This window comes from Borrelia sp. RT5S (genome assembly GCF_021165755.1).
Taxonomy (GTDB): domain Bacteria; phylum Spirochaetota; class Spirochaetia; order Borreliales; family Borreliaceae; genus Borrelia.
Genome location: NZ_CP088936.1, coordinates 431,827 through 447,291 on the forward strand (window position 1 = coordinate 431,827; position 15,465 = coordinate 447,291).

Consider the following 15,465-nt stretch of genomic DNA (forward strand, 5'->3'; position numbering starts at 1 on the left):
CTCAGCACACAACAAAAGATATTATCGACACACCCACAGGTAAAAACAAGTTATCGTATTTTTTAAAATCAAAAAGTTCGACAATAACAGCTCCCAATGCAACAACGGATGAAACTATTAAATCTGGGAAAAAATAATAACAGACAATAAAAGAAACTAAAAAAATAACAACACTACCAGAAAATGTTTTATTATTTACAAGTTTAAAAGAAGGAACTATCTTTCCAAAAAGACTTGCAAGCCCATCGCCAAGACAGGCTGAAAATATTCCAATATAATTAAAAGGCTCCGGTATAAGATAATACGTAAAAAATATACTCACCACCAAAAATATAGGAGAGAGCGATATCTTACAAGAAGATATTTCTCTGGTCTTTAGCATGATTCCTGATATATGTTGTAGTAAGGGCAAATTTATTCTCATGAGTCTACAGATTTCCGATATTAGGTACATCATCACAAAAAATAGGCTAGACGCTAATCCTAACCAAAAATTCATTTTATAAAACAACAAGAACATTAAAGTAGAAATATGAAAAAATTTCCTACAAATTTCATATTTAATATTTTCCTCAAACAAAACCCAACCAAACATTAATTAATCTTCCTTAGGGTAATATTAAATTTTAAAAAAGAATTTGGTTTTATAACCTCACCAATACCACTTTCCCCATAAGCAAAACTTGGTGGAATTATTACCGTCCTTTCCTCTCCTTCATGCATATCCGCCAGCATTATGTCCCAACCTCTAATTACTTGACCGCTACCAACCACAATTTCAATTGGTTCCCCCCTTTCAATTGAACTATCAAACCTTACTCCACTTAGTAAAAATCCTTCATAGTCTACTCTTAAAACATCGCCCTTCTTAACACTCCTACCCTTTCCCTGCCTATTAATCACATAGAAGATTCCATTGCTATCCTTTTGGTAACCTTTATAATTCTCATAAATCATTTCAAGTTGAAAAGATATATATTTTTCAGCCTCTTCTCTCTTACTTGACTCATAACTTTCCCTTAACTTTATAAATTCCTCATTGCTAACCTTAAAGGCTTCAGCATCAGCACCAACACGAGCAACCTCCACTCTCTCTATTTTATCTCCTTGCCTTATGCTATAAACCGTATCCATTCCTGCAACCACCTTGCCAAAAATTGAATGCTTAAAATCAAGGTAAGCAAGCTTATCTGAGAGAGTAATAAAAAACTGACTTCCATTAGTATCAGGTCCTGAATTAGCCATAGAAACAATTCCTTCTGCACTATGGCTCAACCCTCTACCCAGTTCATCAGGGAAAGAATAACCCGGGCCTCCAGTACCCGTTCCTGTAGGATCACCTGTTTGAACAACAAATCCATCAATGACTCTATGAAAAACAATATTTTCAAAATAAGGACCATTTGTAACAGAATTATGAATCAGGCCCTCACTAAGACCAATAAAATTCATAACTGTCAAAGGAGCTATCTTGTAGTAAAGCTCTATTTTTATATTGCCTTTATTTGTATAAATTGATGCAAATATCCCATTACCTTCCACTGCACTTTCCTTCTTATTAACACAACTCATTAAAACTAAAATAAGTAAAAAATAAAATAAATACGCTCTCACAAAAATCTTCCTTCTACCGATATTAAATAAAATTACCAGATTTAATTTTACAATTATTTTATAAAATTTGTAAAATTAACTAGAAATTTATCATAATTAAGTAATATTTGGTTAGTAGGAAAGGGTATAAAGTTTGGATCTCGTTAAATGCTAAGAGTCAGCGATGAACTGCTTCTGAAATTCTGCAGTTTTGTGTATGAAAATAGTGGTATTTGTTTCGATGAAAAGAATAAGGTTGTGCTCAAGGGCCGTATTGGCGATGCTATACGAGAGCTTGAAAACGTCAATACGCCAGATCAGTTATATGATTTAGTTCTCTCTGACAATCTTAAAAAGGATTATTTCCTAGACCTTGTAACAACAAATCTGACACGGTTTTTTAGAAACGAAGCGCATTTTCAGACCTTTGAAAGATTTATAGTTCCCAATTTGGTAAAAATTAAAAATAAAGAAAACAAAAACAAAATTGTTATATGGTCTGCTGGTTGTTCAAGCGGAGAGGAACCTTATTCACTAGCATTTGTTCTTAAATCTAATCTTCCAGAAAGCTTTGATTTTGTTGTCATCGCTTCTGATTTAAGCCTAAAATCTCTAATGATAGCAAGAGAAGGTTACTACTCTGCTCAAAAGTGTGAGCACATTCCAATAAAATATAAAAAATATACAACGCCACACATGGATGGCTACAAGGTAACGTCTGATATTAAGAAACACATACGTTTTGATTACCATAACTTGAATTTTGAAAGTGGATTTTTAAATATTGACGTTGTTTTTTGCAGAAATGTGCTCATATATTTCGATGAAAAGTCTAAAATACAAGTTTTGAAAAAGTTTTACTCCTCTATGTCCTTAAAAAGTTACTTGTTTATTGGGCATTCAGAATCGTTGTTTGGGCTTGATCTTCCTTTTAAATTTTTAAAAACACCTTGGGCAATAATATACGAAAAAGATGCACAAAGTACTCCAAAGGCAAAATTTCAATTCCAACCCAAGTATAGGTTATAATTTGACCAGCACAAGTTTATAGGAGCAAAGCACAAATGAGAACGAAAATTTATGTGCTTGTTATTGAAGATTCCGCTATTAATAGAAAAGTTATATCAGATATCATTAATTCGTCTTTAAAACTTGAGGTTATTGCAACTGCGTCTAACGGAGAATTTGCCCTTAAGAAACTCAGTAAGCATCCCGATGTCATACTATTCAGTTTAGAAGCAGAAACAATAAAGGAAATTGCATTTTTACAAGCAAAGAAAAACATTAACGACAAGATTCCTGTTATTGTTTTGTCATCAAGCGAAGATATAGCCAAAAATGCACTCCTAGGGGGGGCGGATAATTTTATCATCAAATCTGATACTGGCATCGAATGTGTAAAAGATCAGATTATTGATTTACTATCTGCTTACGGAACAAAGGCTATAAAAAGCAAAATTATCCATAACATTAATTTAAAATTAAAAACAAATGAGGTTGGGACAAGTGATTCGGCCAAAGAAGAAGCTTTAACTACACCAGACACAATGTATGAAAATTTAATAAGTAAAAAAGATACAATTGAGAGTGAAATTTCTGATAAAGAAACAATATTGGATGAAAAAGATTTAAAAAAACTTAAAAATAGAAAATTCGATATAGTAGTCATTGGAATATCTACAGGAGGACCTGCTGCATTAAAGACTATATTGCCAGAAATCCCTAATAACTTTCCTATACCAATAATCATCGTTCAACATATGCCAAAGGGATTTACATCAGAATTTGCAAGAAGTCTTAATAATATCTGCAACCTGGTTGTGAAGGAAACAAGTAATAAAGAAATACCAAAAAAAGGATTCATATACATAAGTTGCAGTGGCTACCACACGAGAATTAATAAAGTCAATGACAATTATCAAATAGAAGTGTTTGACGGTAAAAATGTAAACGGGCACAAGCCATCTATTGGAGTATTGTTTAACTCCATATCTGAAAATGTGAAAGAGAAGGCAATAGCCTTCATAATGACGGGAATGGGAAGCGATGGGTCCAGGGAAATTGGCGAGATTAAAAAGGCCGGAGGACTCACCATTGCTCAAGATAAGGAAAGCTCTGTTGTTTTTGGTATGTCAAAAATCGCAATAGAAGAAAATAATGTAGACTATATAGTTTCAATAAACCATGTGGTAGAATTGTTAAAGGCTATTTTGATCGATGACTGAAGTTTTAAGATAAGGATATTCTTTGAATATTAAGGAAGGGAATACTGAGGATTGTTTTTCGCATGTTAGCGCTCTTGATGTGGGTGCTAGTAGGGTGTACATACTAGGAACGGCGCATGTATCAAGGAAAAGTTCACAAGACACAGCTACTCTGATTGAAAAGTTAAAGCCGTCATTTGTTGCTGTTGAACTTGATGAAGCGCGCTATAACGCAATTTTGGACACGGATGAGCATAGAAAATGGCAAAATCTGGATATATATAAGGCAATAAAGCAAGGAAAAGCATTTTTATTAATAGTTCAAATAATCTTAAGTAATTTCCAAAAAAAGTTAGCAAAGGAACAAGGGATTAGTCCTGGAGAGGAAATGAAAACAGCTATTTTGAAAGCTAGGGAGCACAATATTCCGGTAATATTAGCAGACAGGAAAGTTGAGGTAACGCTAAAGAGAGCTTGGAATTGTGTTCCATTTGTAGAAAAAGTCAAAATAATATCAAGTCTGTTCTCGTTTTCAGATGCGAAAGTAACAATAACCGAAATTGAAAAATTAAAAGAACAAGATGCTCTCTCAAGTATGATGGAGGAACTTGCAAAAGAAATCCCTACCGTTAAGAAAGTTTTAATTGACGAAAGAGATGAATTTATAGCAAGCAAAATACTTGAAGGTTCGGGCACAATTTTTGCAGTTGTCGGTGCTGGGCACGTAAAGGGTATAGTAACAAATTTAAGAAGCATTAAAGAAAACGAGAAAACAGTGAACATTGATGCTCTATGCGATATACCTAGGAAGACTTTCTCATTGGGCAGGCTAGCATCTTACTTAATTCCGATTTTAGTTATTGCACTAATGGCAGGCTCGTTCTATTTTAAGGGATTTGATTTTGCTTATAAAAACTTAGAACTTTGGATATTATTTAACGCTTCGTTTTCAGGTCTCGCTGCTCTTCTCCTAGGAGCCAACATCATAACAATATTTACAGCTTCGATTGGTGCTCCAATCTTTTCTCTGATTCCATTCATTGGCACAGGTATGGTTGCAGGGCTTGTTGAAGCTTACATAAATAAACCAAAAATAAAAGACTTTGAAGACCTACAAGAAGATTTAACTAACATAAGAGGATATTTTAAGAATAAAGTTACAAAAATCTTATTGATAGTGTTCTTTGTCAACATTGGCTCTTCTATTGGAACAATTGTTGGTCTTAAATTTTTGTTCAACATTTTCAACTAAACACTAAAAATAAGGACTACAGGAGTTGAATTATGAAACTTGTTTTTTTAGGATCCCCGGGTTCTGGTAAGGGCACAATCGCTAAGATAATTTTAAAAAAATTAAACTATTATCACATTTCAACAGGGGATCTATTCAGAGAAGAGATCACACATTCTACTCTCCTCGGTAAGGAAATAAAAAAAATAGTTGAGAGCGGGAAATTAGTCCCTGATTCAATCACAATTAAACTTGTTAAAGATAAGATTAATACACTTGACACTCAGGACAATTTTATTCTTGATGGTTTCCCAAGGAACATCGAGCAAGCTCAGGCCTTAGATGAATTTTTGCAAAATTTTAAAATAATAAATTTTTTAATTGATGAAGAGATCCTCATTAAAAGACTTTCAGGAAGAAGAATATGCAAGTCCTGCGGTGGGATCTTTAATATATATACGCTCCCCACGAAAGAAAAAGGAGTTTGTGATCTTTGCAAAGGTACTCTTTATCAGCGCAAAGATGATACGGAGGAATCTTTAAAAGTAAGACTTAAAGAATATCACTTACAAACAAAGCCATTAATAGATTTTTATTCAACAGGCAATAGGCTTTACAGTATAGACGCATCCGAAAATGTTGATGGAGTGGAAAAAAATTTGATGAGAATCATATCAGAAACTTAATGAAAAAGTCCCTATAAACAAAACCATTAATAGATTTCTACTCAATTAGCAATAAACTTCACGATATGAATGCATCTTTGAATATTGATGGAGTGGAGATTATGAAGAGAAGTATTTGTACACTAAAAATTTTGTTTGTATTTTCGCTGTTCTTACAGTCCTTCTTGATTCATTCAAATGAAGGTAAAGATAACATAAAAAGAGAATATTTTTATTTCAACCTCCAAACTGCTTATTATCCTCCACACGCACTTGGAACAACAGGTAGTTTTTTCTCTCCAAGTTTCTTTTCTCCTCAGATTAAACCCGTAGCACCAAATAACCAAATCTCACCCAGTTCATGGGGAAGTGTTAAACTGATTTCATATTTAGGCTACTATAAATTTATTAAAGTCTTAGATAATCCCGACTCACTTTTATTCCAAGGCAATGGAATAGATTTAGACCTAAACATTGGACTCTCGCCTGTTCTCGCTTTACTTAAAGGCAGCATCAGTCTTACTCCCATTGCATTTGTGAATTTATATACAGCAGTTGAAGTTGGATTAGGCTGGAAAGGATTTGGATTTAAGGGCATTGGAGTACACATTGGAAATGGAGACTATTCAAAGAGTACTGAATTCTACTCTGAAATAACAATGGGAGGTCGCCTACAATTTGACCTTAATGCTGTACTTGGTGGGGAATGGACTCATATTATTACAGTACTTGGTAGCAGTATTTTGCACATAAACAATGCTCATGCTATTTCTGGTCAACTTTGGATATATAAATCCGATGAAGGCAAAACCATAAATGGATTTACAATAAATCCTTATGCACTATTAGCTTATAAGATGCCATTATCCCTTAATACAATAGGCTTTTTATATGAAGGAAAAACATACATTGGTGATGCTAGAAGTGTGAGCACAATATCAAACAAAGGATGGGGAAGTGATTTCTTTTATCATAATATTTCATTTGTTACAAAATTTGAAATTACATCACACTTAAGCCTAGATATGCAACTCAAATTATCAACAAAACCCATGTACACCGAAGATACAATAGGCATGTCTGACATTCTAAAAAGAACTATTACAAATAATTCATATATGCACTATGACTCTATTGGATTTTCATTAACTTATAAAATTTAACTTCAATATTTAAACTGATTTCGCCCAGAAACCTTGGCTTCGTATAATTTGTCATCAGCAAGCTTAATGATGTTAGTGAAGTTGGTATCACAAGGTACTTGCTCAGCAAGACCGATTGAGACTGTAACAAAACCAGAAACACTGTTGTATTCATGAACTATTTCCAAATTTCTAATATCTTCAATTATCAAATTAACAATACTGATAATCTCTTCTAAAGTCTTATTAACGGAAAATAAAATAAATTCCTCTCCCCCATAGCGAGCAACCCATATTTTATATCTAATAGCAATTTTATTTAAGCTCTTTGCTATCAACTTAAGACATTCATCTCCATTGGTATGTCCGTAGTTATCATTATATTTTTTAAAATAATCAATATCCAACATCCCCACGATGACCCTTTCTTTATGCTCCAAAGCCTTCATCCAAGATTTAGCAAATTTATCTGTAAAGAACCTCCTATTAGGAATTTGAGTAAGTCCATCAATCCTTGCAAGGTTTTTAAAATGGTCCCTAAGTCTTTTAAGCTCAAGATGGGTTTTAATCCTTGCATCAATAATCCTTGCATTAAAAGGTTTTAAAATATAATCCACCCCACCAACGTTAAATCCTTCAAGTTGAGCATCAGTAGAATCTCTTGAACTAATAAAAATTATAGGAATATCTCTTGTTTCAGGATCACCTTTAAGCCTTCTACAAACCTCATAACCACTAATATCTGGAAGCAACACATCAAGCAAAATAAGGTCAGGGCTATCAATTTTAACCTGTTTTAAAGCATCAAACCCATCTACTGCAACCCTAATTTCATACTCATCTTGCAATATATCTATTAATAAATCTAAATTTGTAGGAGTATCATCTACTAGAAGTAATTTTTGAACTTCAACTCTATTTTCTTCCAAATCATCTATTACTATCCCTTCCATCATGTCTTCTCTGTATTAATAAACCCCACCATACGTTGAACAATTTTAGAACTATCTTCAAACTTATATAACCTTAAATTTTTAAGAAGAGAATCAAATAATACCCTCTTATCGTCATCTAAATTATACTTCTTAAGAATCTCAAGTATTTCCCTATATTCTTTAGGATTTCTATTTTCTATTCCATGTAAAAGCTTTCGCATAAGATACAAAAATTCATCATTACTCTTAAAATTTAATTTTTTCTGATTTACAACACTAGCAACAGCCTCTAAAATATGCGTTTTTATATTTTTAATAAGCAAAAGCAAATCTTCACGTATTTCATAGTAAAGCATTTCCAATTCATGAACAGGCTTTTGGCTTAGCTCAATCTCCCTAAATTTTTTAAACAAGCTACTACGCATATTGCCAAGCGCTCCGGAAACCGAATGTGCCATACTTTTTACCAATTCTAAATTTCCTACACTAAAGGCAATATCCAATTCACTAATAAAACTATCAATGACATCAACAAGTCCTCTACACAAGTCCCTATATACATCATACGAAATGTCAAGCTCCTTTAAAGCTTTTTTAATGTCTAAATGCGGGAAATTTGGATATCTACCCTGGTCGTTGCTGTCCTCTAGGTTATTATCACTCTTAAACTCAACCTGCAAATACTTTGCCAAAACATTCTGAATTGCCCTGATGTGTATTGGCTTTGCAATATAGTCATTCATTCCATGATCAAAACATCTATCTTTGTATTCTCTTAACGCATGCGCTGTCACAGCTACTAAAACACATGGATTTAAGTTATTTTGACTCTCAAATTTACGTACCGCCTTAGCAACTGAAAAGCCATCACAAACTGGCATTCTTATATCAATAAAAGCTATGTCATATCTCTTATTGCTTAAAGCTTCAATGGCATTAGCTCCATCGTCCACAATATCAATAGAATTCTCATTAACTCCTATGGCAACTAAAACATTTTTTAAAACTTTCTGATTAATTTCGTTATCCTCAGCTATTAAAATACGAATATTATCTCCTATTTTAAGAGCATTAAAGCCGTTTAATATTACCTCATCTGCAATCAAGCCATTTTTAATCCAACCAGAATAAAAATCCCACCTTCTGTAAGGCCTTTGAATGTATTCATACTCAAGATCAATCATCTCACTATTCGTTAAATAAGGAACCACAAAAACTATTCTTGTAGTGGAGCTTAAACTTTCTATCTTTTTAGCAAAATTAATTCCTTCCGGTAGCCCAGCACTAGTTACGTTTATAAAAACAAAATCATAACAAGGATTTTTATAAAACATCTCATAAGCATCACCATAAGAGCAAGAGTGATGTACGTTTTCTTTATAATTAAATATCTCACTTATTTGACTCAGTACCTTAACGGCCTTTTTACTTAAAAGTAGGTTTAAGATCTTTTTATCTCTTACTAACTCGAATCTATTTGACTCTTTATCCCTACCCTCAATCTTGTTCCCCAAAACGAAAGGCAACATAAAAGAAAAAGTTGTTCCCGAACCTACTTGGCTCTCAACCCCAATACCAGGGCCTCCCATTAAACTAACAAGCTTCTTTGAAATTGCAAGTCCAAGGCCAATACCTCCATGTATCCTTGCATCAGAGTTATCCTCTTGCTTAAATAATTCAAATATCTCAGATATACTTTGTTGCTTAATTCCTCTTCCAGTATCACTTACCTTAAACTCAACAGTAACTATTTCATCTCCTTTACTATCCTTTGTGCTGTACACATTCTCGTAATTTAAAACTATGATCCCATCATTGGTGAATTTAAAAGCATTTCCTATTAAATTGATAAGCACTTGTTTCAACCTAGAAATATCGCCTATTAAGTAATTTTCTAAATTAGATTTTGAATAAAAAACTAAATCAAGATTCTGTTTAGCACTCTGTGGTTGAAAACTCTTTAAAATACTTTCAATTTCACGCTCCAGATCTATATCATTATTTTCAATATACATTCCATTCATGTCTATTTTAGAAATGCATAATATATCATCGATTAAAGAGAGCAGTGATTTAGATGAATAATTTATCATCTGAACGTATTCTCTTTGAATATCAACAAGATCCGTACGGTCCAAGAGTTCAGTAGCTGCTACTATCCCATTAACAGGAGTACGAATGTCATGACTCATGCTTGCAACGAAGATAGTTTTAGCATTAATAGCATTCTTAGCCACTTTTTTTTCACTTATTGCAGAAAAATACATCTTCTTCCCAAAATTTGCCTGCTGGCCCATTCTAAACAAGGAAATTAAAAAAATAGTCAAAAGAAGTATGCCAATAACCATTGATGTCCCTAAAAATTTCCTAAATCCCATAGTCTTAGATCTCTCATAAACATTAGAAACCCAATCATCAAAATATAATCTGTTATCAACATTTGCACGGAATAAACTTTTTAGTACAATTCCTCTTAAAATGTAATCTTGGTTATATACTGCAACATTTAAATCAAACTTTAAATCCATATAAGTGGGTAGCTTTTTAACATCTTGTACATTTAAATCCCCAAAGTTAACAGCAGCAGTATACTCATCACTAATAATACCACTAACTTTACCACTATAAAGAAGTTCTAAAGCCTCCTTAAAGCTTTCCACCTGCACTAACTGTGTTTTTACTTTAAAATTTAATTCCTCTGTATATAAGAATTTAAGTATTGCACATCGATCATAAAAATTGAAAGGAAATAATTTGATCTTATTTGCAAAAACATAAAGTGGAATTCCAGTACTTGTCTTAATGTTAAACACATAATCCAGGTACTCCCCTTCTAAATTAGTAGCTAATATATCCACCTTTCCTAAACTAATTAAATTTTCAATCTCATCTCTTTTATCCACTCTAAGTATATTGAATTTTAAATTTGTCAATCTTTGTATCTTATCAATTAACTCCTCATTTACCCCTCTGTAACTATCAGAATCAAAATAATCAATAGGATACCAATTCTTTACAGCAAGATTTAATTTCTTATTGTTTAGTAACCAAATCTTCTCCTCAATATTGAAATCATTCTTACCTACATAACCATATCCATTACTTTGATAATCTTTAATTTCATCCTGATCAAGCCAATTGTTATCTATTTGTAATAAAGTATCAAAAAAAAAGTCTTCTATTAATGCATTAAGCATGTATGAAAACAACCTAAACCTTTTATTATTAGTTGCAAATACCAAAGACCTCCTTTGACTGAAATTTGGATCTTCTGATTTTAATATATTGTTATATCCGTGCCTTTTTAATAAATATCTTGTGGTTATAGAATTTTCTACAAATCCATATGAATTACTCACTACACTTGAAAAATTGTTTACTATGTCCGTATTTCTATCTAAATCAATATTGTCAAAATTAAAATCAATAACTTGAGAATTTATAACCCGTTGGCTATTTTTGGCATTCGTAAAATAAAGCTTGAAATCAAGCATGTATATTGGAATAGTCTCTTTGTAATTTTTAGAACTTAAAACATCCCCACTTCCCTTAACAATACCACCCCAAACAGATACATTCTTATCGTCTAGGCCTTTTTTAATGCTTTCTTTTGGAAATCCTACAAAGTTTACTCTAAATCCGTACTCCCTAGAAAGGGCCTCCCATAAATCAACTAAAATACCTGAATGTCGCCCTTGAGAATCAATAAAACTTAAGGGGGGGTAATCACTGTATACTCCAATATCAAGAGTAAATAAAATATCCAATTCCTTAAAAGATTTATACTCTTCCCTAGAAAGCGATCTCATATAACTTAAAAGATCAACATTTAAAATTTTTAAGTCACTAACAGCATTCTTACTAACAGCAAGCCTTACACTAACACTATGAAAATAGTCTGAATTAAAAAGTTCGATAAAATATGGGTAAAAGGATTTATACCATACACAAGTCAGTGATTTACAACTCCCATACACTAAATCAACCTTATTATCTTTTAACGCTGAAAGCAATTCTTCAATATCTTCAAACAAAAAAACATTATCAATACGCCCATGAAATTTCAAAATATCTTCATATATCGTGTTCTTTACAGCTCCTATTCTCAAGTTATTTGAAAAAAAGGAGACAGGCTTGTTTTTGCCCTCTTTTTTATCGTAATACAACGCAGCAACACACTTACCAATCTCATTTTTAAAATAAAGATATTCATTAAGATTTGAGTTATAAGTCAAGCCCAAATAGATTACATCGTCCTCAATTGTACTCTTATCAAGACTATTAATGGACCCTATACTAATATCATAATTGTGTTCCTTCGCCCACTTGGAAAGAAGAGGGAAAATCATGCCAACCATATTGCCATCTCTATCTTTATAATAAAGAGGATAATATTGATCCACAAGCTTAAACTTTATGGTCTGGACAGCGTACAAATCAAAAAAAAAAAAACGATACTTAAACTACGCACATTTCTAACACATACACCTAGATTAAAACAAAAAACCCTGGCAATAACCTACTCTCCCGCGAACTCGCAGTACCATCAGCGAATGGGAGCTTAACTTCTGTGTTCGGAATGATAACAGGTGTTTCCTCCCTTCTTTAACCACCAGGGTGTTTATAAGGAAGACAAAAATATGGTCAAAGATTCGGGTAATTAGTATTAGTCAGCTTAATATATTACTATACTTACACTTCTAACCTATCAACCTGGTATTCTTCCAGGACCCTCATAGGATATCTCATCTTGAGGAAGGCTTCCCACTTAGATGCTTTCAGCGGTTATCCCTTCCGAACGTAGCTACCCAGCACTTACCCTTGGCAGGATAACTGGTACACTAGAGGTTCGTCCATCTCGGTCCTCTCGTACTAAAGATAGTTCCTCTCAAATATCCAACGCTTGTGGCAGATAGGGACCAAACTGTCTCACGACGTTCTGAACCCAGCTCGCGTACCGCTTTAAATGGCGAACAGCCATACCCTTAGGACCTGCTTCAGCCCTAGGATGCGATGAGCCGACATCGAGGTGCCAAACCCTCCCGTCGATGTGAACTCTTGGGGAGGATAAGCCTGTTATCCCCGGAGTACCTTTTATTCGTTAAGTGACGGCGCTTCCACTCGCCACCGCCAGACCACTAAGACCTACTTTCGTATCTGTTCGACTTGTCAGTCTCACAGTTAAGCTACCTTATGCCTTTACACTTACAGAGTGATTTCCAACCACTCTAAGGTAACCTTTGCGCACCTCCGTTACTCTTTAGGAGGCGACCGCCCCAGTCAAACTACCCACCTGGCACTCTCCTCATATCACTATGAGTTAGAAACTTAATTAAACAAGGGTGGTATTTCAAGATCGACTCCACTACCCCTAACGAGATAGCTTCAAAGTCTCCCACCTATCCTACACATACTTAACCAAATTTCAATACCAAGCTATAGTAAAGGTTCACGGGGTCTTTCCGTCTAACCACAAGTAATCGGCATCTTCACCGATACTTCAATTTCACCGAGCTCCACGTTGAGACAGCGTCCAAATCGTTACACCATTCGTGCGGGTCGGAACTTACCCGACAAGGAATTTCGCTACCTTAGGACCGTTATAGTTACGGCCGCCGTTTACTGGGGCTTGAATTCAATGCCTCGCTTTTACACTAACATCTCCTCTTAACCTTCCAGCACCGGGCAGGTGTCAGTCCCTATACTTCTCTTTACAGATTTGCAGAGACCTGTGTTTTTGGTAAACAGTCGTTTGGACCATTTTTATGCTACCTAATCTCTTAGGTCGTACTTATCCCGAAGTTACGTACGTATTTTGCAGAGTTCCTTAACGTGGATTCTCTCGCGCGCCTTAGAATTTTCATCCCACCTACCTGTGTCGGTTTGCGGTACGGTCCCTTATAGCCTAACCTTAGAAGTTATTTCTTGGCACCTTGACTACCTACATTTCGCGCTGCCTAAACAACACTCATCATCACATCTCAGCTCTCCTAGCGGATTTTCCTACTAAAATCAACACCTCAATGCTTAAACTAGGACAACCATCGCCTAGCAGTAGTTAACCTCATGCGTCACTCCAATCGAAACTATAAGAGGTACGGGAATATTAACCCGTTTCCCATCGACTTCACTTTTCAGCTTTGCCTTAGGGGCCGACTAACCCTGGGAAGACGACCTTCACCCAGGAAACCTTAGGTTTTCGGCGAATGGGGATCTCACCCATTTTTTCGTTACTCATACCTGCATTCTCACTTCTGATACCTCCATCAAACCTCTCAGTTTAACTTCTCAGGCTTACAGAACGCTCCCCTACCACTCTAACCTAAATTAGAATCCAAAGCTTCGGTAATGTGTTTAGCCCCGTTACATTGTCGGCGCTTAAGTACTCGACCAGTGAGCTATTACGCACTCTTTAAAGGTATGGCTGCTTCTAAGCCAACCTCCTGGCTGTCTACGTACCTAAACCTCCTTTTCCACTTAACACATTTTTGAGACCTTAGCTGTTGATCTGGGTTGTTTCCCTCTCGACCATGGACCTTATCGCCCATAGTCTCACTCCTATTCATCATACAATAGCATTCGGAGTTTAACTGAGTTTGGTACCCTTTGACAGGCCCTAGCTCAATTAGTGCTCTACCTCTACTGCACTAAAATAAGGCTGAACTTAAATCCATTTCGGGGAGAACCAGCTATCTCCGAGTTTGTTTAGCCTTTCACTCCTATTCACAACTCATCCCTGCCTTTTTAAACAGACTAGGGTTCGGCCCTCCACTTGGTTTCACCCAAGCTTCAGCCTGGCCATAAATAGATCACTCGGCTTCGGGTCTACCACATCTAACTAAATCGCCCTTTTAAGACTCGCTTTCGCTCAGGCTCCAGCACTTCTATGCCTTAACCTTGCTAGACATGATAACTCGCAGGTTCATTATGCAAAAGGCACGCCATCACCATGAATAAATCATGGCTCTGACTGCTTGTAAGTCTACGGTTTCAGTTCTATTTCACTCCCCTCCCGGGGTTCTTTTCACCTTTCCCTCACGGTACTCTTCACTATCGGTAGCTTTCTAGTATTTAGCCTTGGAGAGTGGTCTCCCCAGCTTCAGACAAGGTTTCTCGTGTCTCGTCCTACTCAGGAACATCTTTAAGAAGATATCTACATTTAAATTACAGGGCTATCACCTTCTCTGGCTAATCTTTCCAGATTATTCTTCTATGCAAATATTTTGTAACTTCTCAGTTTATCACAGACTAAACTTCAAGTGTCCTACAACCCTCCGAATGCAACGCTCTGCAGCTTGGCACATCCAAAGTTTGGGCTACTCCCCTTTCGCTCGCCGCTACTCAGGGAATCTCTTTGATTTCTTTTCCTCAGGGTACTTAGATGGTTCACTTCCCCTGGTATAGCCTCTACCACCTACGCAGTAGATGATTAGCATCTAGCTAATCGGATTACTCCATTCGGTAATCTTGGGATCATAAAATGTTTGCTTCTCCCCCAAGCTTTTCGCAGCTTACCACGACCTTCTTCGCCTTAAAGCTCCTAGGCATCCACCATAGACTCTTTATTACTTTGACCATATTTTTATCTTCCGTCTCTAAATTGCCAATTCCAATCACTTACGCAACACAAACTAATATATACCTTTACTTTTTCTATGTCAATACCCTCAAAATGTTTTTATCAAATAATTTTCA

At 35.2% G+C, this 15,465-nt stretch carries 9 protein-coding genes and 2 rRNA genes; 5 read left to right on the forward strand and 6 right to left on the reverse strand.

The features are described from left to right. Position 1: 1 nt before the first annotated feature. Entirely contained in the window at positions 2-595 is a 594-nt protein-coding gene (locus tag LSO06_RS02085) for a diacylglycerol/polyprenol kinase family protein (protein WP_231760429.1), read from the reverse strand. Next, a complete protein-coding gene (locus tag LSO06_RS02090) occupies positions 595-1,614 on the reverse strand; it encodes a peptidylprolyl isomerase (protein WP_231760430.1) in 1,020 nt (339 codons plus the stop codon). Before LSO06_RS02090 ends, LSO06_RS02085 begins: the two co-directional genes overlap by 1 nt. Before the next feature lie 147 nt (positions 1,615-1,761). Here LSO06_RS02090 and LSO06_RS02095 point away from each other — a divergent pair, with 147 nt between their 5' ends. The 5 genes from LSO06_RS02095 (at position 1,762) to LSO06_RS02115 (ending at position 6,856) form a co-directional block, all read left to right on the forward strand. Continuing rightward, positions 1,762-2,622: a CheR family methyltransferase gene (locus tag LSO06_RS02095; RefSeq protein WP_231760431.1), complete on the forward strand. Its 861-nt coding sequence runs from the start codon at positions 1,762-1,764 to the stop codon at positions 2,620-2,622. 35 nt (positions 2,623-2,657) lie between these two features. Further along, the gene (locus tag LSO06_RS02100; RefSeq protein WP_231760432.1) at positions 2,658-3,818 is read left to right on the forward strand and encodes a chemotaxis protein CheB; all 1,161 of its coding nucleotides are present in this window, start codon (positions 2,658-2,660) and stop codon (positions 3,816-3,818) included. A gap of 22 nt (positions 3,819-3,840) precedes the next feature. Next, the gene (locus tag LSO06_RS02105) at positions 3,841-5,049 is read left to right on the forward strand and encodes a TraB/GumN family protein (protein ID WP_231760433.1); all 1,209 of its coding nucleotides are present in this window, start codon (positions 3,841-3,843) and stop codon (positions 5,047-5,049) included. Between the two features lie 32 nt (positions 5,050-5,081). Further along, positions 5,082-5,714, forward strand: coding sequence for an adenylate kinase (locus LSO06_RS02110; protein WP_231760434.1), 633 nt, complete (start codon positions 5,082-5,084; stop codon positions 5,712-5,714). Between the two features lie 101 nt (positions 5,715-5,815). After that, entirely contained in the window at positions 5,816-6,856 is a 1,041-nt protein-coding gene (locus LSO06_RS02115) for a hypothetical protein (RefSeq protein WP_231760869.1), read from the forward strand. 2 nt (positions 6,857-6,858) lie between these two features. Here LSO06_RS02115 and LSO06_RS02120 read toward each other — a convergent pair whose 3' ends face one another. From LSO06_RS02120 to LSO06_RS02135, 4 genes are all read right to left on the reverse strand, one after another. Then, on the reverse strand, positions 6,859-7,788 hold the full coding sequence (locus LSO06_RS02120) for a diguanylate cyclase (protein ID WP_231760435.1): 930 nt from the start codon (positions 7,786-7,788) through the stop codon (positions 6,859-6,861). Beyond that, entirely contained in the window at positions 7,788-12,128 is a 4,341-nt protein-coding gene (locus LSO06_RS02125) for a response regulator (RefSeq protein WP_476375330.1), read from the reverse strand. Before LSO06_RS02125 ends, LSO06_RS02120 begins: the two co-directional genes overlap by 1 nt. 148 nt (positions 12,129-12,276) lie before the next feature. Continuing rightward, a 5S ribosomal RNA gene (gene rrf, locus LSO06_RS02130) occupies positions 12,277-12,387 on the reverse strand. Between the two features lie 23 nt (positions 12,388-12,410). Continuing rightward, positions 12,411-15,346 (reverse strand): 23S ribosomal RNA (locus LSO06_RS02135). Between the last annotated feature and the right edge of the window lie 119 nt (positions 15,347-15,465).